The following is a 19,997-nucleotide window of genomic DNA, read 5'->3' on the forward strand; positions in this document are numbered from 1 at the left end:
ATCTGGACGGTCTCGGGGCAGCGGTTCTCGGCAGCAGGCGACGCTTTTCAGAAAGGCCGCGGATAGCCGTAACCGAAACCACCGACGTGGGGCCCCGGAGCGCCGTATCCCGTGCGCGGCTGCGCGTCACGGTCGAAGAAGGGGCGCGACTGGCGGCGCAGCCACATCGCCACCGGATCATAGTCGTCGGCCATGGCCACGCTGGAGACCGGCAGCCCGTCGGGGACGGCGGCCACCGACTGGGCCATCATCCGCCGCGCCGTCTCCACGGAGGCAGGACTGCTGTCGTACAGCTCCAGCCCGATGGCCAGATACGGCACACCCAGCGCGGGCCGCACCCAGGCGCGGCGCAGCGAGCGCACGGCGGGGGTGTGGTGCGCGTTCTGCGTCAGCAGCGCGTAGAACTGCGGGATCTCCAGGGTGGGTTCGCCGATGCTCAGCGGCCCGGCGGGCAGCTGGTCGAGGCCGACGGCGACGCGCCGCAGATCCAGCCACGGGATGCCGACGCCGCCACCGGGAGCGTGCGGATTCAGCCAGATCCCCCAGCGGTCGGGAAAGAGGGCCGCGGCGATGTCCCGGCCGCCGACGACCTCGTGCGCGCGGCTCCAGCCCGACGCCGCCAACTCCTGCACCGAGGTCACACAGGGCGCGTAGCCGTACCCGGCCACTTCCATGTTGCCGTACTGCGCGTCAGGCGAACCGGCCTGCCCGTTCCACAGCAGCATCCACAGCCGGCTGCCCGCGAGCGCCTGGAGGAGGGCTTCATAGCTCTCGAAGGTGTCGTACGCCCCCGGCGAGACCCGCCGCAGGAGCTGATCGACGCTTTCACCCGCGCTCACCTGGGCCGCCCTTCCACCACTGACGCCGTCCCTGCCCGTCTCGTCGCTCCGCACCGCTATCCAACCAGCTTAAGAGGGGGACGGGACATCGGTACTCCTCCTCAGTCCGCCCCCGTACCCGGACCCACGCCGGGCTGCGTACTTCCCCTCAGCTCTCTTGGCCGCTCAGCCCCGGCTTCCCGGGCCCGCGGCTTCCCAAGTCCGCGGATTCCCGAGTCCGCGGCTTCCCGGGCCCTCGTACGTCTTGGTCCCCCGGTCCCCGGCCACGGCCCCGGCCGGCGCCTGTCCCGCCTCGGCGCCCCGCCGGGTCGAACCCGTCAGACTGTCGAACTCGTCAGACTGTCGAACCCGTCAGACTCGGGCCTCGCGGTCGTAGAAGGGGCGTACGCACTGCCGCATCCAGTCCACGACCGGGTCGTTCGCCGCGTCCAGCAGCACCATCTGGACCGGCCAGCGCACCTGCGCCTGATGCAGTGCTCTGCCCAGCGCTTCGTGCGCCGCCTGCCGCGACTCGGGCTCCAGCAGGTCGAGTTCTATGCCGACGAACAGCGCCGGATCCTCGCCCTCGACGCTGGCGAGCCCTCTGCGCGCTGAGCGTACGAACGTCAGAGCCGCGAACTCGGCCGACGCGGCGGCCAGGAACGCGAGCGGATCGTCCTGCCAGTCCGGCTCGAACAGCCGTACCCGCGCACCCCGTGCGACCCCCGCGGCGGCCTGCTCGGTGGACGTGTTGGCACACAGCTCGGCCACCGCCTGAGCGGGCAGCGGCACCCCGACCGTGCCGTCCGGGTTCACCGCGATGCCCACACCCGGCGGAAGGCCGCGCGCGAACTCCCTCGCCGGGGCGATGGTGAAGCCGACGTGGGCGCCGACGACCTGGAGGAACTGCTCCTCGGAGCTGAAGACCGGCACGTAGACCGAGCCGTCCAACTCGATGGTGGGCAGGTCAAGTTCCCGGCTCTGACGGCTGCCGCCCTCCGGCAGCGGGACCCACACGCTGGACCGGCCGAGCACCTCCAGCAGCCGGGCCCCCGCGTGCGGCACCTGAAGCGAGGCGGCGAGGGCTTCCTCCAGCTCGTTGCCGGGCCAGCCGCCCCCATGCCCTGGGCCGAAGTGCTGCGGCTGCGGCTGCTGGGGCTGCGAGGGAACTGTCATGCGCACCAGCCTATCCATCGTCCGCGCGCTGCCCGTGGGCCCGGGGCCGGACCGCCGGCAGCGTCCCGGGCGCACCCGTCGCCTCGCGTGCGGCGCCCGCGTGAGACGGCGGGTGTCACGGGCGGCGCCGCGCCCGGGGGTACGCACGGTGAAGCCTTGGGGGGTGGCGCTCAGCGCGGCGCACCGCTCCGCTCCACGCGGGGGGGGCCGGGTGACACGTACGGCGACGCTCCGGTTGCGTTCCGTGGAGGGTGGCCGAAAAGTGGAGAACGTCCCACTACGTGCCGACCGGCACGCTGACTGGAGGAAAGCACATGCGCGTGAACAGGATCACCGCCGCGGCCGTCACCGTCTCCTTGGCCGGCTCGCTCGCCATCGGCGCGGCGGGTGCCGCGTCCGCCGCGCCCGCCGACCACTCCCCGGGGCACACGGCGGGCGCCCAGGCCAAGCCCGGCCCTTCGGAGGACCCGGACTCCCAGGACCAGCAGGACGCGACGGCCAAGCCCACCAAGCCGCAACAGAACCCCTCCGACCAGGACAAGCCCGCGCAGCCGCAGTTCCCCAAGGAACAGCAGCAGCCGAAGCAGCCCTCCCAGGAGCAGGCGCCCGGCAAGCAGACCCAGAAGCCGGGCAAGCCCGGCCAGCCGGCCCAGGCCCCCAAGGAGGCGGCGAAGCCGCAGGCCCCCGCCAAGCAGGCCCCGGGCAAGCCGGCGGCGGAGGCCGCCAAGCCCGGCGCTGAGAACGCGGCGCCCGGACAGGCGAACAAGCCCCTCACCCCCGAACAGGGCCGCTGAGCCGCAGCCGCCCGCCGGAGCCGGCCGACCGCTCCGGCATGTCCCCCGTCCGCGGGCCCGCCGCCCTCCTGGGTGCGGCGGGCCCGCGGGCGCTCCTCCCCCGCCCCCTTGACGCCGCTACGCCGGGGCTGCCGGCCCCGCGGCCGGTGCCGACTGCGGGGCCGGGGCCGACTGCGCGGCCGGTGCCGACTGCGGGGCAGGTGCCGGCGGGGCCGGAAAGGAGCGCGGAACCGACACGGACCGCGGAACCGGCACGGGCCGCGGAGCTGACACGGACCGCGGAGCCGACACGGGCCGCGGAACCGGCACGGACCGCGGCGCCGGAAGAGGCCGCGGCGCCGGTCGGACGTGGGCCGTGACGGACAGCGGGACGGCGGCCGGCAGCGGGGCGAAGGAGACCGCCCGCAGGGCCTGCGCCGCACGCCGGTCCAGCAGGACCGAGGACGCGAAGCCGCGCGGCAGCCGCCCGCCCTCGGCAGCGGCCCGCAGCCTGCGCACGGCGCGCAGGTGGCGGCGGAAGGCGTAACCGGACACGCCACGGCCGCGCGCCGCCTGCCCGGCCAGCGCGTCCTGCGGTGAGACGTCGAGCAGCAGCAGGTGCAGCGCCCGGCCCCGCCGCAGCGCGTCCCGGGCGAGCCAGCGGCGCACCCAGGTCTGCGTGCCGCAGTCGTGCACCACCACGGAGGCGCCGGAGGCCAGCGCCGCGCGCAGCCCCGCGTAGTGCGCCACCCGGACGAGGGGTCGGTAGAGGCCGTAGGGCAGCCAGTCGGGCAGGCGGCGCTCCCAGCGCTCGCGGGTGTCCTGGGAGTCGACGCGCACCACCTCGGGGCGCTGCGTGACCGCCGCCCGCATCAGGGTGGACTTCCCGCCGCCCGGCAGGCCGGAGACGACGACGACGTCCCCGGCGCGGTAGCGCAGCGTGCGCGGTGCGGCGCTGTCGCGCAGGTCGTGGCGGAGCGTGGTGCGCGCGCCGTGGCAGGGGCCCGCCTCCGCGCGTCCGGGCCCGGGCGTCCCTCTGTGCACGGCCGCCGGCGACGCCGTACGCGTGACCGCACGTGTGGCCGTGCGCGAAGGCGTGTCCTTCCACCTCGCCCCGGCGCTCACCGGTGTCACCTCAGCACCGCACAGGCTGCCCACAGCTCTCCCCTCCCCGAGGCGGCGGCCCGGCCGCCACTCCTGCCAAGTGTAAAGAAAAGGTAATGCGATTCAAGGCGAACGGCTTCCGCTCAGGGGCAGCCACAGCCCGCTCACCCGTGCGATGATGTGCGGACCAACTGCATACCGGCCGTTCGAACCCGCGCGGGAGAGTCCCCGGCGAGCAGAGCGCGAAACCGCGAGCAGGGCAGTACCGAGGGCCCGCGAGCGGGACGCGTCGTCGCACGCCAGGGCGCCGAAGGAGCAAGATCCTCCCTTGAATCTCTCAGGCCCCGTTACCGTGCGGGCGAGGCAGATCTGAAAAGCGGACCACCGTCTCTCATGCTCTGTGCGGGCCGGTGGTTCCACCCAAGGTGCAAGCCGCGCTCCGCCTTCCGGCGGGGCTGTCGGCGAACCTCTCAGGTTCCGATGACAGATGGGGAGGACATCCGCGTCACACCCCTCTCCGGGACCTGGGAGCCTGAATGACCGACCCATCGGCCACCCGCACGACCGCGCTGGACGCCACGCACCGTGCCCTGGGCGCCACCATGACCGACTTCGCCGGCTGGGACATGCCGCTGCGCTACGGCAGCGAGCGCGAGGAGCACCTCGCCGTGCGCTCCGCCGCCGGGCTCTTCGACCTCTCCCACATGGGCGAGATCACCCTCACCGGGCCGCAGGCCGCGCAGCTGCTCGACTTCGCGCTGGTCGGCAACCTCTCCAAGCTGGCCGTGGGCCGTGCCCGCTACACCATGATCTGCGACGAGAGTGGCGGCATCCTCGACGACCTGATCGTCTACCGGCTGGACGACCAGGAGTATCTGGTCGTCGCGAACGCGGCGAACGCGCAGACGGTGCTGGACGCGCTGCGCGAGCGGCAGGACGGTTTCGGCGCCGAGGTGCGCGACGACCGCGACAAGTACGCCCTCATCGCCGTCCAGGGCCCGGCCGCCGCCGGCATCCTCAAGCAGCTGACGGCCTTCGACGTCGACGGCCTGCGCTACTACGCGGGCGAGCGCGACGTGGTGGCGGACAAGCCCGCGCTCATCGCCCGTACGGGGTACACCGGTGAGGACGGTTTCGAGCTGTTCGTCGCGACCGAGGACGCCGTGGCCGTGTGGGAGGCGCTGACCGCGGCCGGCGAGGACGCGGGCCTGGTGCCGTGTGGGCTCAGCTGCCGCGACACTCTCCGCCTGGAGGCGGGCATGCCGCTGTACGGGCACGAGCTGTCCACGTCGCTGACGCCTTTCGACGCGGGCCTGGGCAGGATCGTCAAGTTCGAGAAGACCACCAACGAGGGGCGTTTCGTGGGCCGGGACGCGCTGGCCGCGGCTGCGCGGAAGGCCGAGGACGCGCCGCCGCGGAAGCTGGTGGGGCTCGTCGCCGAGGGCCGGCGGGTGCCGCGGGCCGGCTACCCGGTGGTCGCCTCGGACGGTTCCGTCGTGGGCGAGGTCACCTCGGGCGCGCCGTCGCCCACGCTGGGCAAGCCGCTCGCGATGGCGTACGTGGACGCGGCGGTCGCGGCCCCGGGCACGGAGGGCGTGGCCGTCGACATCCGCGGCTCCCACGAACCGTACGAGGTCGTCGCGTTGCCCTTCTACAAGCGCGGCTAGCGCACGGCCGCCCGCGCACGGACGGCGTGCCCGGCGCGCGTCCCGCGGACCCGGACCGGCGTGCGTGCGAACGTGACCGGCACGGCCCGCCGACGCGCCGAACCGCCGAACCGCCGGCGCGTCAGGCGTGCGCCGCGGGCGCGGTCCGCACGTGCCACCAGCGTGCGCCACCAGCGCGCCGGGCGCGTGCCACCAGCGCGGGCCGGGCGCGTGCCGCGAGCGCGGGCCGGACGGTCCCGGCCGCATCGGCCCGCGTCCGTCCGGGTCGCCATCCGCCCGGGCCCGCCCGGGGTACCGCACCCCGCCGGGCCCCGCCGTACGGGCTCAGCGGCCCCGCGGCGGTGCCCAGTGTTCACCTGCCAAGACCGCTTTCCTTCCCACCTACCGCATCCGGGAGAATCGACCCATGAGCAACCCCGAGCAGCTCCGCTACAGCAAGGAGCACGAGTGGCTGTCGCACGCCGAGGACGGCGTGGCGACGGTCGGCATCACCGAGCACGCCGCGAACGCGCTCGGCGACGTGGTCTTCGTCCAGCTTCCCGAGGTCGGCGAGGACGTCACCGCAGGCGAGACCTGCGGCGAGCTGGAGTCCACCAAGTCCGTCAGCGACCTCTACTCCCCCGCCTCCGGCGAGGTCACCGAGGTCAACCAGGACGTCGTGGACGATCCCGCGCTGGTCAACTCCGCCCCGCTGGAGGGCGGCTGGCTGTTCAAGGTGAAGGTCTCCGAGCTGCCGGACGACCTGCTCTCGGCCGACGAGTACGCCACCTTCGCCTCAGGCGCCTGAGGCTCAGGTCCCGGCCTCGGCCTCGGTCCCGGGTGGGCCGAGGCCGGCCTCGGTCACCCGAGGCAGCTTGCCCGCCCGCCATTTTCCCCAGGGATGGTTCTTCCATGTCGCTTCTGAACGGCTCTCTCCACGAAGTCGACCCCGACGTCGCCGCCGCCGTCGACGCCGAACTCCACCGTCAGCAGTCCACCCTCGAGATGATCGCCTCGGAGAACTTCGCCCCGGTCGCCTCGATGGAGGCGCAGGGTTCGGTACTCACCAACAAGTACGCCGAGGGCTACCCGGGCCGCCGCTACTACGGCGGCTGCGAGTACGTCGACGTCGTCGAGACCCTGGCCAGGGACCGGGTCAAGGCGCTGTTCGACGCGGAGGCCGCCAACGTGCAGCCGCACTCGGGCGCCCAGGCCAACGCCGCGGCGATGTTCGCGCTGCTCAAGCCGGGCGACACGATCATGGGCCTGGACCTGGCGCACGGCGGGCACCTCACGCACGGGATGAAGATCAACTTCTCCGGCAAGCTGTACAACGTCGTCGCGTACAAGGTCGACGAGGAGACCGGCCGCGTCGACATGGAGGAGGTCGAGCGGCTGGCCAAGGAGCACCGTCCGCGGCTGATCGTCGCGGGCTGGTCCGCCTACCCGCGCCAGCTCGACTTCGCCGCGTTCCGCCGCGTCGCGGACGAGGTGGACGCGCTGCTGATGGTCGACATGGCGCACTTCGCCGGTCTCGTCGCCGCGGGCCTGCACCCCAGCCCGGTGCCGTACGCGGACGTGGTGACCACGACCACGCACAAGACGCTCGGCGGCCCGCGCGGCGGTGTGATCCTCTCGAAGAAGGAGCACGCCAAGAAGATCAACTCGGCGGTCTTCCCGGGACAGCAGGGCGGCCCGCTCGAACACGTGATCGCCGCGAAGGCCGTCGCCTTCAAGGTCGCGGCCTCCGACGAGTTCAAGGACCGCCAGCGCCGCACCCTGTCCGGCGCGAGCATCCTCGCGGAGCGCCTCCTGCGCCAGGACACCACGGACGCGGGCGTCTCCGTCCTCTCCGGCGGCACCGACGTCCACCTCGTCCTCGTCGACCTGCGCCACAGCGAACTCGACGGACAGCAGGCCGAGGACCGGCTGCACGAGATCGGCATCACGGTCAACCGCAACGCCGTCCCCAACGACCCCCGGCCGCCCATGGTGACCTCGGGACTGCGCATCGGGACGCCCGCGCTGGCGACCCGCGGCTTCCAGGACGAGGACTTCACCGAGGTCGCCGACGTCATCGCCGAAGCCCTGCTGCCGGGCTTCGACGAGGCGAAGAGCAAGACCCTCGCCGCGCGGGTCTCCGCCCTCGCGGACAAGCACCCGCTGTACCCGGGTCTGGGCAAGTAGCACTCCGCCGCGGGCCCGGCCCCGCCCCGGACGCTTCGGCGGCCGGGGTTCGGGCCGGCCCCGCCGGGCACCCGGCACCCGCCCGTGCCACCCCGCGCGCACGTGCCACCCCGCGACCCGCCCCGCGTCGCACACCAGCAATCCCACTCGCCCCACAAGGGCAAGGAGAGCCGCACCATGGCAATCTCGGTCTTCGACCTCTTCTCCATCGGCATCGGACCGTCGAGCTCCCACACGGTCGGCCCCATGCGCGCGGCGCGCATGTTCGCACGGCGCCTGAAGAACGAGGGCGCGCTGGCGCACACCACCTCCGTGCGCGCCGAGCTGTTCGGCTCCCTCGGGGCGACGGGACACGGCCACGGCACGCCCAAGGCGGTGCTGCTGGGCCTGGAGGGCGAGTCACCCCGCTCGGTGGACGTCGAGACGGCGGACGCGCGCGTGGCCCGCATCCGCGAGGACGGCCGGCTGCGCCTGCTGGCCGCCGAGATAGGAGACGCGCACGAGATCGCCTTCGACGAGCGCTCCCAGCTCATCCTCCACCGCCGCCGCTCCCTGCCGTACCACGCCAACGGCATGACGCTCTTCGCCTACGACGAGACGGGCGCCCCGCTGGCGGAGAAGACCTACTACTCGGTGGGCGGCGGATTCGTCGTCGACGAGGACGCGGTGGGCGAGGACCGCATCAAGCTCGACGACACCGTGCTGCGCCACCCCTTCCGCACCGGGGACGAACTGCTGCGGCTGACCCGGGAGACGGGCCTGTCGGTCTCCCGGCTGATGCTGGAGAACGAGAAGGCCTGGCGCAGCGAGGAGGAGATCCGGGAAGGCCTCTTGGAGATCTGGCAGGTGATGAAGGCGTGCGTCGCCCGCGGCCTGTCCCAGGAGGGCATCCTTCCCGGCGGCCTCAAGGTGCGCCGCCGCGCCGCCACCTCCGCCCGCCAGCTGCGCGCCGAGGGCCAGACGCAGGCGCACGCCATGGAGTGGACGACCCTCTACGCGATGGCCGTCAACGAGGAGAACGCGGCGGGCGGCCGGGTGGTGACCGCGCCCACCAACGGCGCGGCCGGCATCATCCCCGCCGTCCTGCACTACGCCCACCACTTCGTGCCCGGCACGGACGACGACGCCGTGGTCCGCTTCCTGCTCGCCGCGGGCGCCATCGGCATGCTCTTCAAGGAGAACGCCTCGATCTCCGGCGCCGAGGTCGGCTGCCAGGGCGAGGTCGGCTCGGCGTGCTCCATGGCCGCGGGAGGCCTCGCGGAGATCCTCGGGGGCAGCCCCGAACAGGTGGAGAACGCGGCCGAGATCGGCATCGAACACAACCTCGGCCTGACCTGCGACCCGGTCGGCGGCCTCGTACAGATCCCCTGCATCGAACGGAACGGCATGGCCGCGGTCAAGGCCGTCACCGCGGCCCGCATGTCCCTGCGCGGCGACGGCCGCCACCACGTCTCCCTCGACAAGGCCATCAAGACCATGCGCGAGACCGGGGCCGACATGAAGGTCAAGTACAAGGAGACCGCCCGCGGCGGGCTCGCGGTGAACGTCATCGAGTGCTGAGCGCGCCACGCCTCACCAGGTGATGCGCGTCTTCCAGCTCTGTCATGGGCTTGCCCTTCTGTAACGCGCGATCGCCGCCAAGGCCTCCGGTTGAGACTGGCGGGAGGGCGGACCTGGGCCGAAAGTCGGTCTGTCGGCCTGTGGGGCTGACCCCGCCTCCGGGGGAGGGGCCGGTCAGTAGGTCACTGTCACCGGTCGGCTGGATGGCGCTTTCGGGCCTCTCAAGTGGCTGAGACAGACGGATGCCCGCATCCTGATCGAGGGCATCGGGCCAGTTCGACTGCGCGGTCCCGTGCCAAGAGAACCAGCAGCTGGGTCCTGGCCGTCGACGAAGGGTCCGACTCTCCGCCTCGTGGTGCGGCCGGGCACCTCGCAGCGCCGACCAGCCTGCCGTCTCCCCATGTCCCCTCAACCCCCTGCCCCGCTCGGTAATCGTCCTGCGGACGTACTCCGGTTGGGCGCCTTACGCGGAAGGAGGCCGCTCATGGACAAAGGTAAGCGGATCACCGAGCCGGGGAGCGATCACGCCCCGGGCACGGTCGAGAGGAAACACGAGGGCGGCAAGTCTCTCCGGGGCCTGGCGGAAGCGTATGGACGAACGTACGGGCTCATCCAGCAAATCCTCACCGAGATGTCCGATGCCCGCCTGCGTGGCAGGGGCGGCTCCCTGCGGAAGGACGGCTGAGCAACGCCTCCCGCCCACGAGGACAGCCCGAAAGCTCCGTGGCCGCTCAGCGCGGCCCGGCTCAGTCTGTTCCATGACAGTCCGGGCCCATGACGGTGGCGTCGTCTTCCAACTGTCCCTCGCAGGCCCCCAGGACAGAGGCGGCCAAAGCCGGCACCGCCTCCCGACCAGCTTCCCGGACTGCTGCGGGGGACGGAGGCGGCGGCACGCCGCCTAGTGCGTCGGGGATCCGGGGGCGGGGGCCGACGGCGTGCTGGACGGCCGGTTCGTGAGCGGCTGGGCAGGGAGCGCGAGGAGGACTGTGGCGGACGAAAAGGCGCCCGAGCAGGTGCCGGGCGACGAGGCAACCCAGGTCTTGGGCTTGGTGGGCGAGCCTGGTCTGGGCAGTGAGGTGGCCGAGGCGATCGCCCGGCGGCTGCCCCCACTCCTCCGGCAAGAAGCGGACCATGGCGGCGGCGGTCGGGAAAGTGTTCGATGGAGGGTGGAGGTGGGCCGCGAGGTGCTGCCGTTGGACGAGGAGGGAAGTCTGCCGCTGGTGAAGATCGGGCAGCGTCAGGTACGCGAGCGCGGCTGGGACGCGGTGGTGGTGCTGACCGAGATGCCACGTCGGGCCGGCACTCGCCCTATTGCCGCCGACTGCGTGCCCGACCAAGGGCTGGGTCTTGTCTCACTTCCCGCGATGGGTGCCTTCCGGCTGAGGCACCGCACGCTCGCGGTGGTCGCCCATCTGGTCATCGCCTACTTGAGTGGTGACTCCGAAGCAGCCGCGAGCGCCAAGCCGCCCCGCGGCTATCCGACCGGCTACCGCGCTGTCCCGGCACGCGAGGACAACGACAGGACAGACGTTGTATCCAATGTTCTGTTGGATGAGTCAGGGGTGCATCTGACGCTGAGCGGCTGGCTCGGACGGGTCCGTCTTCTGGCCGGCATGGTGCGGGCCAACCGGCCATGGCGACTGGTGCCGAGTCTCTCGCCGGCTCTGGCGGCTGCCACGGCCGGCGCTGCCTTTGGGATTTTCTACTCCAGTATCTGGCAGCTGGCGGACGCTGCCAGCACTCTGCGCCTCCTCCTGGTCAACATTCTCGCCGTTGTCGCTATGGTCGCCTGGCTCGTCCTGGACAACCGGCTGTGGGAGCGACCGCTCAATCCCCGGCAGCGGCCGATCTCCGCGCTTTACAACGCCGCCACCCTGGCCACGGTCACCTGCGGCGTAGTGGCGGTGTTCGCGCTGTTGTTCAGTGCCATGTTCCTGGCGGCCTGCATCGTCGTCCCCACCGGTTACCTGGCCCGTACACTCGGCCACCCGGCCGGGCTGTCGGACCTGGCCACCATCGCCTGGATGGCCGCCTGCCTGGGCACCATCGCCGGTGCACTCGGTTCCGGTCTGGCCGGTGAGGACGCCGTCCGGCAGGCCGCCTTCAGCCGCCGCGAACGCGAACGTCAAGACCGCCGCGCAGCCAAAGAGGCCGAACTCGAACAGGCACCGGATTCCGGCACCGAGCGCGAAAAGCAGGCTCCTGACACCTGAACAGTCACCTCCGCCGCAGGACGGCAGCTTCCCTTATCGACCACGCGCGCCCCCACCGTGGCACCGGACGAGGCTCCACGGTCAGCCGCACCATCCGGAGGCGTGTGGCGAGTGGCACTCGGCAGGTGAGGGCTCGATGGGTCCGGAGCCGCAGCAGATGCCGGCGGTGGTCGCTGGCACGCGGCGACGAGAGCGAACGGCCCAGTGGGCAGTGGCACACAGGGCAACGACAGTGGCTGTCGCCAGGGAGTCGGTCCCAGGATTCTTCCGTGAGCGCACGAGACACCCGGATGGGGCGTGACCAGGCCCGACTGGCTGCGCGGCTGGCCGTCGCCCCGGCGGGCACACCGGGTCTGGTCGAGTGGTGCGGTGACTCGAACGGTCCCGCTTCCCGAAGAGGGGTGTTCCGCGCTCGCCGCGGTGGGGTACGCGGGGCGGGTCGGAGCCGGCGAACCAGGAGGGCCGTATGACGTTCAATCCCCTCGAACAACGCGGAATCCCGTTGGAACGCCAGGTGCGCAACTGGCGCGAGCTGAACGTGACGCCGATCGATCCGGACCACGCGGATCCCTACACGCGGTGCCGCGTCATCACGATGAACGGGATCGAGGTCGAGGCGATTCTGTTCAGCCACCAGTTCGCCCGTCACTGTCCGGACCCGGAGATCAAGCGGCAGCTGGCCGAGGTGCGCTACATCGAAGCGCAGCAGCAAAAGGCGGTGAACTGGCTGCTGCCCGGAGTCTCCTCCGTGCTGGAGACGACGATCGCCTACGAGCAGGTGGCAGTGGACCTGACGGCGTGGGTGGCTCGCGCGGAGCCGGATCCGTATCTGAAGCAAGCGTACGAGTTCGGGGTCCTGGAGGACTTCGATCACCTGTACCGGTACGCGAACCTGTACGAGATGATCGAGCACCGCAAGGCGGACAAGATCGTCGACGGCCTGACCGAGGTGATGCCCGGCCGGCCCACCCCCATGCACCACCGCCACCCGGTCGACAACGTACGCGACCCCTACGACAAGACCCGCGCCAATCCGCTCTCGAAGCTGCACGCGCTGACGGTCATGTCAGCCGAGCAGCAGACGATGAACTTCTACATGAACGTCGGCCCCACCTACATGGAGCCGATCGCCCGCCAGCTCTACCAGGAGATCGGGCTGATCGAGGAGGAGCACGTCACCCATTACGAGTCGCTGGTCGACCCGGGAGAGACGTGGTGGGAGCAGCTGGTCAATCACGAGTACAACGAGTGCTACCTCTACCACTCCTTCATGGAGCAGGAGAGCGACCCGAAGGTGAAGGCCATCTGGGAGCTGCACCTGAACATGGAGCTGGAACACCTGCACCTGGCGTGCGACCTGATGCGCCGCCACGATGGCAGGGACCCCGCCGAGGTCCTCGCTCCCGAGCTGCCGAACGTTCTCACGTTCGAGCCGAACAAGAGCTACCTGCGCGAAGTCATCGCCGACCAACTCGACCTCACCACCCTGGGCGCCGGTTACGTCCGCGAGGCGCACGAGCGGTTCGAGCGGATGCAGCAGGCCGTGAACGGCGAGGGGCCCGCCCCCAGCGACCAGGTGATGGACGCCCACCAGGCCGCCTTCGGCCGCGACTACCGCAACCAGGACGGGGACCACCCCGTCACCGCCCTCCGACAGCACTGGAACCACTGGTCGAACTGATGCCCTCCCGCGTCTGGTGACCCGAAGGAGACACTCACGTGAACCAGCCCACCACCGCGCACGGCGGGCCCGACCCAGACCAGGACGTGGTCGCGCTGCTGATGGCCCAGCACGGCCAGATCCGTAACCTCTTCGACGAGGTCGAGGCCACCAGCGGCGAGGCGCGCCGTGACGCCTTCGGGCGCCTGGTGCGGATGCTCGCCGTCCACGAGACCGCGGAAGAAGAGGTCGTCCACCCCCTCGCCAAGCGCACCGCCGAAGGCGGCGAGAACATCGTGGCCGAACGCCTCGAAGAAGAACGCCAAGCCAAGGAGGCGCTCGCCTCGCTGGAGGAGATGGACCCCGAGGACGAAAAGTTCCTCCCCGCGCTTCTCAGGCTGCGCATGGACGTCGAGCAGCACGCGCGGGCGGAAGAGCGGTACGAGTTCGCCCAACTGCGCCGGAACACCGAGCCCTCCCAGCTGGCCACCCTCGCAAAAAGCGTGAAAGCCGCCGAGGCCACCGCCCCGACCCACCCCCGTCCCGGCGTCGAATCCGGGGCCAAGAACGCCGCCCTCGGCCCCTTCGCCGCCATCAAGGACCGAGTGAAGGACGCCATGCGCGGCTCCGGCAGCCGCAGCAGTAGCGGCTGACCGGCACGACGCGGGGCTGGGGAAGCCTCCTGCCCGGTCCTCCCAGCCCGCGTGCCACCTGACAATCCGGACACCCGAATCAAAAGACGGTCGGCGGTCTCCTACTGATCGACGGAATCTCCCCACTGGCCGGCGCGGACTCGCCAGAGGGGCGGCGGCGGCCCGCACTCTCGGCCTGGCGACAGCGTCGACGCTCTTGGCCGTGGACCTCCTTTATGTTCCCCGTCGGCAGATCCCGGCCACCTACCTACTCGACGCCGCCATGGAAGTCGGATGGCTACGGGTCTGGCTGCGCTCCGACCGCCCCGGACGTGCTCCGAAGGCCGAGCGTTCACGACCGCAGCGCTCGGCAGTCGACAGGCATGGGAACCGGCGAGTCGGCACTCTGGGAGATCGCCGCGGGAGGCGGAAGCGATGAAGGAGTCAACCGTGCAGGAGCAGTCGCGAAGCAGCCGTCCCCCGGGTTTGCGGGTGGTGGTCGTCGGGGCGACGGGCAACGTCGGTACCAGCGTCGTCGGAGCTTTGAGCGAAGACCCCGAGATCGCCTCCGTGCTCGGGCTCGCGCGGCGGCCGAGCCGGCTGTCGGTGGCCAAGACCGAGTGGGCCTGCGTAGACGTCGGCGACCCGCAGGCCGACCTCGTTCGTCACTTCGAACGCGCGGACGCCGTGATCCACCTGGCCTGGCTGTTCCAACCCACACACGCCCCCGTCACGACGTGGCGCACGAACGTCGAGGGCAGCATGCGGGTCTTTGAGGCGGCAGCGGCAGCCGAGGTCCCGGCCCTGGTATACGCCTCCTCGGTCGGCGCCTACTCGCCCGGCCCCAAAGACCGGTTCGTGGACGAGACGTGGCCCACGCACGGCTGGCCCGAGGCGGCGTACTGCCGGGAGAAGGCGTACCTGGAACGGGTGCTGGACGCCTTCGAGCGGCGGCATCCCTCCGTCCGGGTGGTGCGCATGCGTCCCGGCTTCCTGTTCAAACGCGCATCGGCCTCCGAGCAACGCCGTCTGTTCGCAGGACCCCTGCTGCCCCAGCGGCTCGTCCGACCTTCCCTGATCCCCGCCGTTCCCGACCTGCCGGGTCTGCGCTTCCAGGCTCTCCACACCGATGACGCGGCGGACGCTTACCGACGCGCGGTGGCGCGCCCGGTCTCCGGCGCGTTCAATCTGGCTGCCGACCCGTGATCGACGCCCCCGAGCTGGCCGCACTCCTGGGCGCCCGGACGGTAAGGCTGCCGCTGTCGGCCGTACGCGGGGCGCTCGTCGCCGCCTGGGGCCTCCACCTGGTCCCGGCTTCCCCGCACCTGTTCGATGCGGTCCTGCGGCTGCCGTTGTTGGACACGTCCCGGGCGCGCACCGAGCTGGAGTGGACACCACGGCATACGGCCTCCGAGGCCGTCACAGAATTCCTGGGTGGACTTCGTGAGGTCGCCGGAGCGCGTACCGTGCCGCTCGCCCCACGGCTTCCGGGCGGACGCCTCAGAGAGCTGGCCACCGGGGTGGGACGCCGCCCCTGACCTGCTGGGCCGCCCATCTCCTGACAAGCGGCCCCCTGGTTTCCCGGTCACCAGCACCCTGCATCCATGGCGAAGTACGGCTCGGGCGTGCGCTGAACAGGTCAGGTCGGTGAGGGGCACGCAGATGCGGGGTATCCGTGGCCGCATGATGAAGCGTGTGTGGTGGGAAGGGCTGGTAGCTGGGACGGCCGGGGCCGTGGTGATGACGCTGGGCGAGAAGGCCGAACAGCACTTGACCGGTCGGCCCGACTCCCATGTCCCGGCACGCACGCTCGAACGGACGGCGTGGCTGACGGAGCGGCCGGGGCGTCAACTGGCTACTGCGAACTGGGTCATGCATGTCGGGCAGGGCGCGCTGCTGGGAGTGCTTCGATCGGTGATGGCTCACGCCGGGCTGCGAGGAGCGTGGGCGTCCGCGCAGTTCGCTGTCGTGCGGTTGACCAATGACCAGATCTTGGAGAATGCCACAGGCGTCGGCGCCCCGCCTGCTACGTGGCCACGTACGGAGCTGGCGGTGGACCTCCTTCACAAGACCATCTACGCGTTCACTACCGGGGCTGTGGCCGACGCTCTGGCCGCCCGGTCGGGCCTCGGCCCCGGCCAGCAGCATGCAGCACAGCGCCCAGGCCGACAGGCAAACGTCGGGCCACTGCCCCGCCGCGGGAGTCATGAGCGCTAGGCCAGGAGGCGAGGCTGCGGTGCGGTGCGGCCGAGACGCGCGAGAGGCCAATCTGGGCACGGCTTCGCCCCTCCCCTGCAAGGACGCGAGTGATCGCTTCCTCAGCGCCTACAGGCTGTTGGAGCGCTATCTACCCACACTCGCAGGCCGCGCAGGGCTTCCAGGGACGTCCGGTGTGCGTTCTGGGCATGCTGCATTCGATGAGCCCTGTTCGCCGGCGCCAGAGGGCCTTCTTCTCCCGCCAAGACATCGACCGTTTCGTCAAGAACCAGCTACTGGCCTCAACCGGGCGTATGTGCGCCTTCGCGGCTCTCCGCGCCCAAGCTCCACGCGCCCACTATGACCGGCGGCGCGCTGGTGGAGAACGCCATACCGCCGCTCTCAGGAATCTGTTCAGCAAACTGCTCGGCTGCCTCCACCACTGCCTGCAGTGCCGCGTTCTGTTCGATCCCGATCACGCCTTCGCGTCGCCCATGGATCGTGCTGCCTGAGCACCTACTTGACCGGCCAGCGACATGGGACGTCTTGGACTGCTCGGCGACCGAGCGGTCCTGGGTGGGCGCCAAGCTGCCGTCCACGAGGAGCACGGTGTTCCTGGCGAACCGCTTACGCGGCTGGAGCGCGAGCTTCGGGCCGCGGTGGTCGATGATGCGGTCGGCGGCCGACCGACGTGTCCAGCGCCCGCGACGACACCATCCACCAGTCGGCGACGCGCTCGCGCTCGATCGCCCCCGCGAGCCCCAGCTCTGCGAGCCACGCGCCGTAGGCGCCCTCCGGGTCGTGGGCCATGCTCGCGATCGCGGCCCACGGACTCCGAAGAGCACCGGCGGTGCCGTGGGCCTCATCCGCGATCGCGAGGTCGAAGACGGCCATCTTCTGCCCCTGAAGCCCGTCTCCGCCCGCCAGGGTGGCCTCCAGCGGCCCGGTCCCGGCCCGCGGGGCGAGCTGGAACGGGCTGGCGGGCACGTGGGGGTGCTACTTGTGGGAGCTGATGAGGCCGCCGGTGGTGAGGACGATGGACACGCCGTTGGCGTCGAGGCCGGCGTCGTGGCCGTCTGCGTCCAGGGTGCCCATGACGCCGTCGTGCCCGATGATCTCGGCGCGGTAGTGGCCCTCGCCCTGTTCGGTGACCTTGGCCTTCCAGCCGCCTTCGAGGTTGAAGGTGCCGGGCCCCTGCTGGCCGGCGTCCATCCACGAGGAGATCTGACCGCCCGCAGTGAGGGTGACGAACATGCCGTTGCCGTCCATCCCGGCATCGCGGCCATCTGCCTCCAGCGTCGCGATGACGGCACCGTCACTGACGATCTCGGCACGGTAGTGCTGGTCACCCACCTTGGAGATCTTGGCCTTGCTCCCGTCGACCAGCGTCTGTGTGCGATCCGCAGAAGCGCTCTTGGACGTGAGGGAGGCGCTCTCGTGCTGCGCCTGGGACTGCGCGCTGGTGCCGGCCTTGTGGGAGCCGGATGCGTCGTTGTCACCGCTCTGGCAGGCGGTCACGGAGAACGCCGCGGCGGCGGCCACCGCCACCAGAGTGGCGGAACGGACGGTGCGGCGGATGCGACGGGTTGTCATGGCGGAAATCTCCAGGGTCTCAAGGGGCGGTGCCGGTCCCTGTCGTGACCGGCGCCGCCCGGGTCTGCTGTGCGCTACACAAGGTGAGATGGCCTTGAGGCGGATCTTGTTCACCGGTTTGTGTCCGCACTTGGTAACAGCGAGACGGCCGCTGCCCGCTGTGGTCGTTCACCTCAGCCCGCTCCAAGCTGGAAGGGCCTGGGGTTCTCGTTCCGGTCGGGGCTCCCGCCGATGCACGTCCTGGGTTGCCTGGTCGTCAGAAGCAACCCTTCCGGATACCGAGGCGGTCTTACCGGGCGTCGTACGCAGAGGTTCGGCCGCTGCGTACGACGCCCCGTAACCGACTGGAAAGGTGCGCCCCGTGGCACGCGATCCCGATTTCTGTGTGGAAGTTCCAGAGGACTTCGACGACTCGGACGACGAGACCGGCGTGTATCCCATCGCCGCGAAGCTGTTCATCGGCGCGACACCCGCGGAGGTCTTCAGGAAGGCCCATGAGTGGGTGGGGGAACACGACATCCGTGTGACGGACGTTGCCTGGACCTACATGGACGACGAGGACCAGCCCTGTGTGATGAGCATGTATTTCGCCTTCGAGCTGGACCCCGAAGAGGACTGACGCGGGCCTTCCCGTCGCCGCTGCCCTCAGGACGTGGCGGCGCTCTCCAGCTCACGGCGTCCGCGTCCGCGCGGCTGCCGCTCCCCCGGCGGTGGAGCGGCAGCCGCGTCGTCCGGCACCTCGATGGTGTGTCCCCGCAGGGGCCTGGAGGTGCGCCAGCCGCCGACCCCGAGCTGGAAGTGGACGTCCCAGGTGCCGGGGGCGAGGGGGCGGCCGTGGTCGGCGGTGGCGGGGTCGAGGGTGAACTCGGCCGTGTAGCGCAGGGTGCGCGCGTCCGGCTCCCCGGCCCGGCCCCGCAGCCGGGCGGCGGCCTTCGCCCACAGGTGCCGCAGGCGGCGCCAGGGGCCTGGGCCTGCCGCGGTCCGTTCGGTCGGCACCTCGCTGACCTGCCAGGTGGTGGGGACGCTCAGTACGGTGCCGCCCTCGCGGTGCCGCAGTTGGCCTCGTACGTTGCTGCGCCGGACCGCCTTGGCGAAGTCGGCCACCTCGGCCGCCGCCTCCACGTCGGCGACGCGGGGCGGCAGGCGCAGCCGGAGGCGGTGCTCGTCGGGCCGCAGGAAGACGAGCGGTGCGGCGCCGCGCCCTCTGCCGCGCTCCCGCACCAGCGAGGAGGTGCACCGTATCCGCAGCGCGCTGTCGTGCCACCGGGCCGACTCCACCCGGGGCCGCTGGACGACGCCGGCCTCGAAGGCCGCCTGCTCCTCGGCCAGGGCGAGGTCGCCGTGGCGGGCCAGGGCCGCGACGACGCGCAGCCGCGTGGGCAGGGCCGCGTCCGCTTTCTCGGGCAGCTCGGCGGCCAGGGAGGCGACCGCCTCGAACCAGGCGGCCCTGCGCTCGGCGGGCTGGTCGAGCAGGCGCCGCCCGGAGATCCTTTCGAGCGCCTTCTTGCCGTACCACTTGGCCGTCAGCCGGTTGCGGTGGCGGCCCGCGGGGACGTGGGTGTCCGGCGCGTCGAGGATCGCGAGGATCTTGCGGACGCTGTCGATGTAGGGCGCCGGGTCGATCGTCTCGTAGCTGACGTTGTGCTTGCCGTCGGTGTGCCGCACCCAGTGGTAGCAGGTGTAGTCGTGGACGGTGGCGACCCGGTCGGTCAGGAGGAAGGCCCGCAGGGTGAACATGTGGTCCTCCAGGCGCACCCTGCCCTCGGCGAAGCGCAGCCCGTGTGCCCGCAGGAAGTCCGTCCGGAAGAGCTTGTGCACCGTCATGGAGGCCAGCAGTGTGGTGTCCTGGCGCAGGTCGCAGGAGTCCAGCGGCTTCTCGAACAGGGCGCGCGGCGCCTGCCGCCCGTGCCCGGCCATCCGGCCGATCACGATGTCGGCGCCGGTCTCGCGCGCCCGCGCGTAGGTGCGTTCCAACGCTTCGGGGGCCAGCCAGTCGTCGTCGTCCACGTAGTGGACGAACTCGCCGCGCGCCGCGTCGGTGCCGACGTTGCGCGGCCTGCCCGGCCAGCCCGAGTGGTCGATCCGCAGCACGCGGGCCGTCTCCTGCGCCCCCTGCCTGGCTATCTCGGCCTCGAGTATCGCGACGGTGTCGTCGCTCGACTCGTCGTCCACGTAGATGATCTCGAAGTCGGAGCGCGGCATGCTCTGGGCCAGGAAGGAGCGCAGCCCGGTGAGCACCGTCTCGCCCGTGTCGTGGGTGGGCACGACGATGCTGACCTTGACCGGCTTCCGGTCGGGCTTCCGGTCGGTGTCGGTAGCCGCGTCCGCTGTGGTGCGCGCTGTGGTGTGCACTGCCGCCTTTCGGGTCGCTGACATCGAAGCGTGCGACGTCCCTGCCTGTGGCGTCGCCGCTTGTGGCATCGCCGTTTGTGGCATCGT

The 19,997-nt window shown here is 71.4% G+C and carries 14 protein-coding genes, 4 pseudogenes and 1 riboswitch; of the genes and pseudogenes, 11 read left to right on the forward strand and 7 right to left on the reverse strand.

The genetic code is table 11. The features are described 5' to 3' along the window. Positions 1–47: 47 nt before the first annotated feature. Positions 48–839, reverse strand: a complete 792-nt coding sequence (locus tag AB8Z75_RS02965; protein ID WP_369199759.1) for an enhanced serine sensitivity protein SseB C-terminal domain-containing protein — start codon at positions 837–839, stop codon at positions 48–50. Between the two features lie 351 nt (positions 840–1,190). Continuing rightward, a complete protein-coding gene (locus AB8Z75_RS02970) occupies positions 1,191–1,994 on the reverse strand; it encodes an enhanced serine sensitivity protein SseB C-terminal domain-containing protein (protein ID WP_369199760.1) in 804 nt (267 codons plus the stop codon). Positions 1,995–2,308: 314 nt separating this feature from the next. Here AB8Z75_RS02970 and AB8Z75_RS02975 point away from each other — a divergent pair, with 314 nt between their 5' ends. Further along, positions 2,309–2,788: a hypothetical protein gene (locus AB8Z75_RS02975; RefSeq protein ID WP_369199761.1), complete on the forward strand. Its 480-nt coding sequence runs from the start codon at positions 2,309–2,311 to the stop codon at positions 2,786–2,788. 390 nt (positions 2,789–3,178) lie between these two features. Here the strand turns inward: AB8Z75_RS02975 and AB8Z75_RS02980 are convergent. Continuing rightward, positions 3,179–3,715: pseudogene (locus AB8Z75_RS02980) on the reverse strand (AAA family ATPase); the annotation flags it as partial. 363 nt (positions 3,716–4,078) lie between these two features. Then, a riboswitch (glycine riboswitch) is annotated at positions 4,079–4,234 on the forward strand. Positions 4,235–4,407: 173 nt separating this feature from the next. Between AB8Z75_RS02980 and gcvT the strand changes: the two are divergent. From gcvT to AB8Z75_RS03025, 9 genes and pseudogenes are all read left to right on the forward strand, one after another. Further along, positions 4,408–5,538, forward strand: a complete 1,131-nt coding sequence (gene gcvT / locus AB8Z75_RS02985; protein ID WP_369199762.1) for a glycine cleavage system aminomethyltransferase GcvT — start codon at positions 4,408–4,410, stop codon at positions 5,536–5,538. 406 nt (positions 5,539–5,944) lie between these two features. After that, on the forward strand, positions 5,945–6,325 hold the full coding sequence (gene gcvH, locus AB8Z75_RS02990) for a glycine cleavage system protein GcvH (protein WP_369199763.1): 381 nt from the start codon (positions 5,945–5,947) through the stop codon (positions 6,323–6,325). A gap of 104 nt (positions 6,326–6,429) precedes the next feature. Further along, positions 6,430–7,704, forward strand: coding sequence for a serine hydroxymethyltransferase (gene glyA, locus AB8Z75_RS02995; RefSeq protein WP_369199764.1), 1,275 nt, complete (start codon positions 6,430–6,432; stop codon positions 7,702–7,704). Positions 7,705–7,881: 177 nt separating this feature from the next. After that, positions 7,882–9,264, forward strand: a complete 1,383-nt coding sequence (locus tag AB8Z75_RS03000; RefSeq protein WP_369199765.1) for an L-serine ammonia-lyase — start codon at positions 7,882–7,884, stop codon at positions 9,262–9,264. A 484-nt stretch (positions 9,265–9,748) separates the two neighbouring features. Beyond that, complete coding sequence (locus AB8Z75_RS03005; RefSeq protein ID WP_369199766.1) at positions 9,749–9,949, forward strand: helix-turn-helix domain-containing protein; 201 nt, start codon at positions 9,749–9,751, stop codon at positions 9,947–9,949. Between the two features lie 301 nt (positions 9,950–10,250). After that, positions 10,251–11,477 (forward strand): hypothetical protein, encoded by a 1,227-nt coding sequence (locus AB8Z75_RS03010; RefSeq protein WP_369199767.1) that lies wholly within the window; start codon positions 10,251–10,253, stop codon positions 11,475–11,477. Between the two features lie 466 nt (positions 11,478–11,943). Beyond that, positions 11,944–13,158 carry a hypothetical protein gene (locus tag AB8Z75_RS03015; RefSeq protein WP_369199768.1) on the forward strand — a complete coding sequence of 405 codons (1,215 nt, stop codon included), beginning with the start codon at positions 11,944–11,946 and terminating at the stop codon, positions 13,156–13,158. Between the two features lie 38 nt (positions 13,159–13,196). Then, complete coding sequence (locus AB8Z75_RS03020; protein WP_369199769.1) at positions 13,197–13,790, forward strand: hemerythrin domain-containing protein; 594 nt, start codon at positions 13,197–13,199, stop codon at positions 13,788–13,790. 414 nt (positions 13,791–14,204) lie between these two features. Then, positions 14,205–15,307, forward strand: a pseudogene (locus AB8Z75_RS03025) (NAD-dependent epimerase/dehydratase family protein). 1,203 nt (positions 15,308–16,510) lie between these two features. Here AB8Z75_RS03025 and AB8Z75_RS03030 read toward each other — a convergent pair. The 3 genes and pseudogenes from AB8Z75_RS03030 to AB8Z75_RS03040 all read right to left on the reverse strand — a co-directional run. Continuing rightward, positions 16,511–16,651 (reverse strand): annotated as a pseudogene (locus AB8Z75_RS03030) (IS5/IS1182 family transposase); the annotation flags it as partial. Between the two features lie 34 nt (positions 16,652–16,685). Continuing rightward, positions 16,686–16,910 (reverse strand): annotated as a pseudogene (locus AB8Z75_RS03035) (hypothetical protein); the annotation flags it as partial. 51 nt (positions 16,911–16,961) lie between these two features. Continuing rightward, positions 16,962–17,558: a hypothetical protein gene (locus AB8Z75_RS03040; protein WP_369199770.1), complete on the reverse strand. Its 597-nt coding sequence runs from the start codon at positions 17,556–17,558 to the stop codon at positions 16,962–16,964. Between the two features lie 361 nt (positions 17,559–17,919). On the opposite strand from AB8Z75_RS03040, the gene AB8Z75_RS03045 reads away from it, so the two are divergent. Further along, entirely contained in the window at positions 17,920–18,177 is a 258-nt protein-coding gene (locus AB8Z75_RS03045) for a hypothetical protein (RefSeq protein WP_369199771.1), read from the forward strand. A 26-nt stretch (positions 18,178–18,203) separates the two neighbouring features. Here the strand turns inward: AB8Z75_RS03045 and AB8Z75_RS03050 are convergent, their stop codons facing one another. Next, on the reverse strand, positions 18,204–19,934 hold the full coding sequence (locus tag AB8Z75_RS03050; protein WP_369199772.1) for a glycosyltransferase family 2 protein: 1,731 nt from the start codon (positions 19,932–19,934) through the stop codon (positions 18,204–18,206). Positions 19,935–19,997 lie beyond the last annotated feature (63 nt).

Source organism: Streptomyces sp. PU-14G (genome assembly GCF_041028275.1).
GTDB lineage: Bacteria > Actinomycetota > Actinomycetes > Streptomycetales > Streptomycetaceae > Streptomyces.

What these genes read in the sequence shown, in the direction of transcription:
- gcvH (WP_369199763.1), top strand. Translation starts at nt 5,945, where the DNA reads ATGAGCAACCCCGAGCAGCTCCGCTACAGCAAGGAGCACGAGTGGCTG.
- AB8Z75_RS03005 (WP_369199766.1), top strand. Translation starts at nt 9,749, where the DNA reads ATGGACAAAGGTAAGCGGATCACCGAGCCGGGGAGCGATCACGCCCCG.
- AB8Z75_RS03050 (WP_369199772.1), bottom strand. Translation starts at nt 19,934, where the DNA reads ATGTCAGCGACCCGAAAGGCGGCAGTGCACACCACAGCGCGCACCACA.
- gcvT (WP_369199762.1), top strand. Translation starts at nt 4,408, where the DNA reads ATGACCGACCCATCGGCCACCCGCACGACCGCGCTGGACGCCACGCAC.
- AB8Z75_RS03040 (WP_369199770.1), bottom strand. Translation starts at nt 17,558, where the DNA reads ATGACAACCCGTCGCATCCGCCGCACCGTCCGTTCCGCCACTCTGGTG.
- AB8Z75_RS02975 (WP_369199761.1), top strand. Translation starts at nt 2,309, where the DNA reads ATGCGCGTGAACAGGATCACCGCCGCGGCCGTCACCGTCTCCTTGGCC.
- AB8Z75_RS03015 (WP_369199768.1), top strand. Translation starts at nt 11,944, where the DNA reads ATGACGTTCAATCCCCTCGAACAACGCGGAATCCCGTTGGAACGCCAG.
- AB8Z75_RS03000 (WP_369199765.1), top strand. Translation starts at nt 7,882, where the DNA reads ATGGCAATCTCGGTCTTCGACCTCTTCTCCATCGGCATCGGACCGTCG.
- AB8Z75_RS02970 (WP_369199760.1), bottom strand. Translation starts at nt 1,994, where the DNA reads ATGACAGTTCCCTCGCAGCCCCAGCAGCCGCAGCCGCAGCACTTCGGC.
- glyA (WP_369199764.1), top strand. Translation starts at nt 6,430, where the DNA reads ATGTCGCTTCTGAACGGCTCTCTCCACGAAGTCGACCCCGACGTCGCC.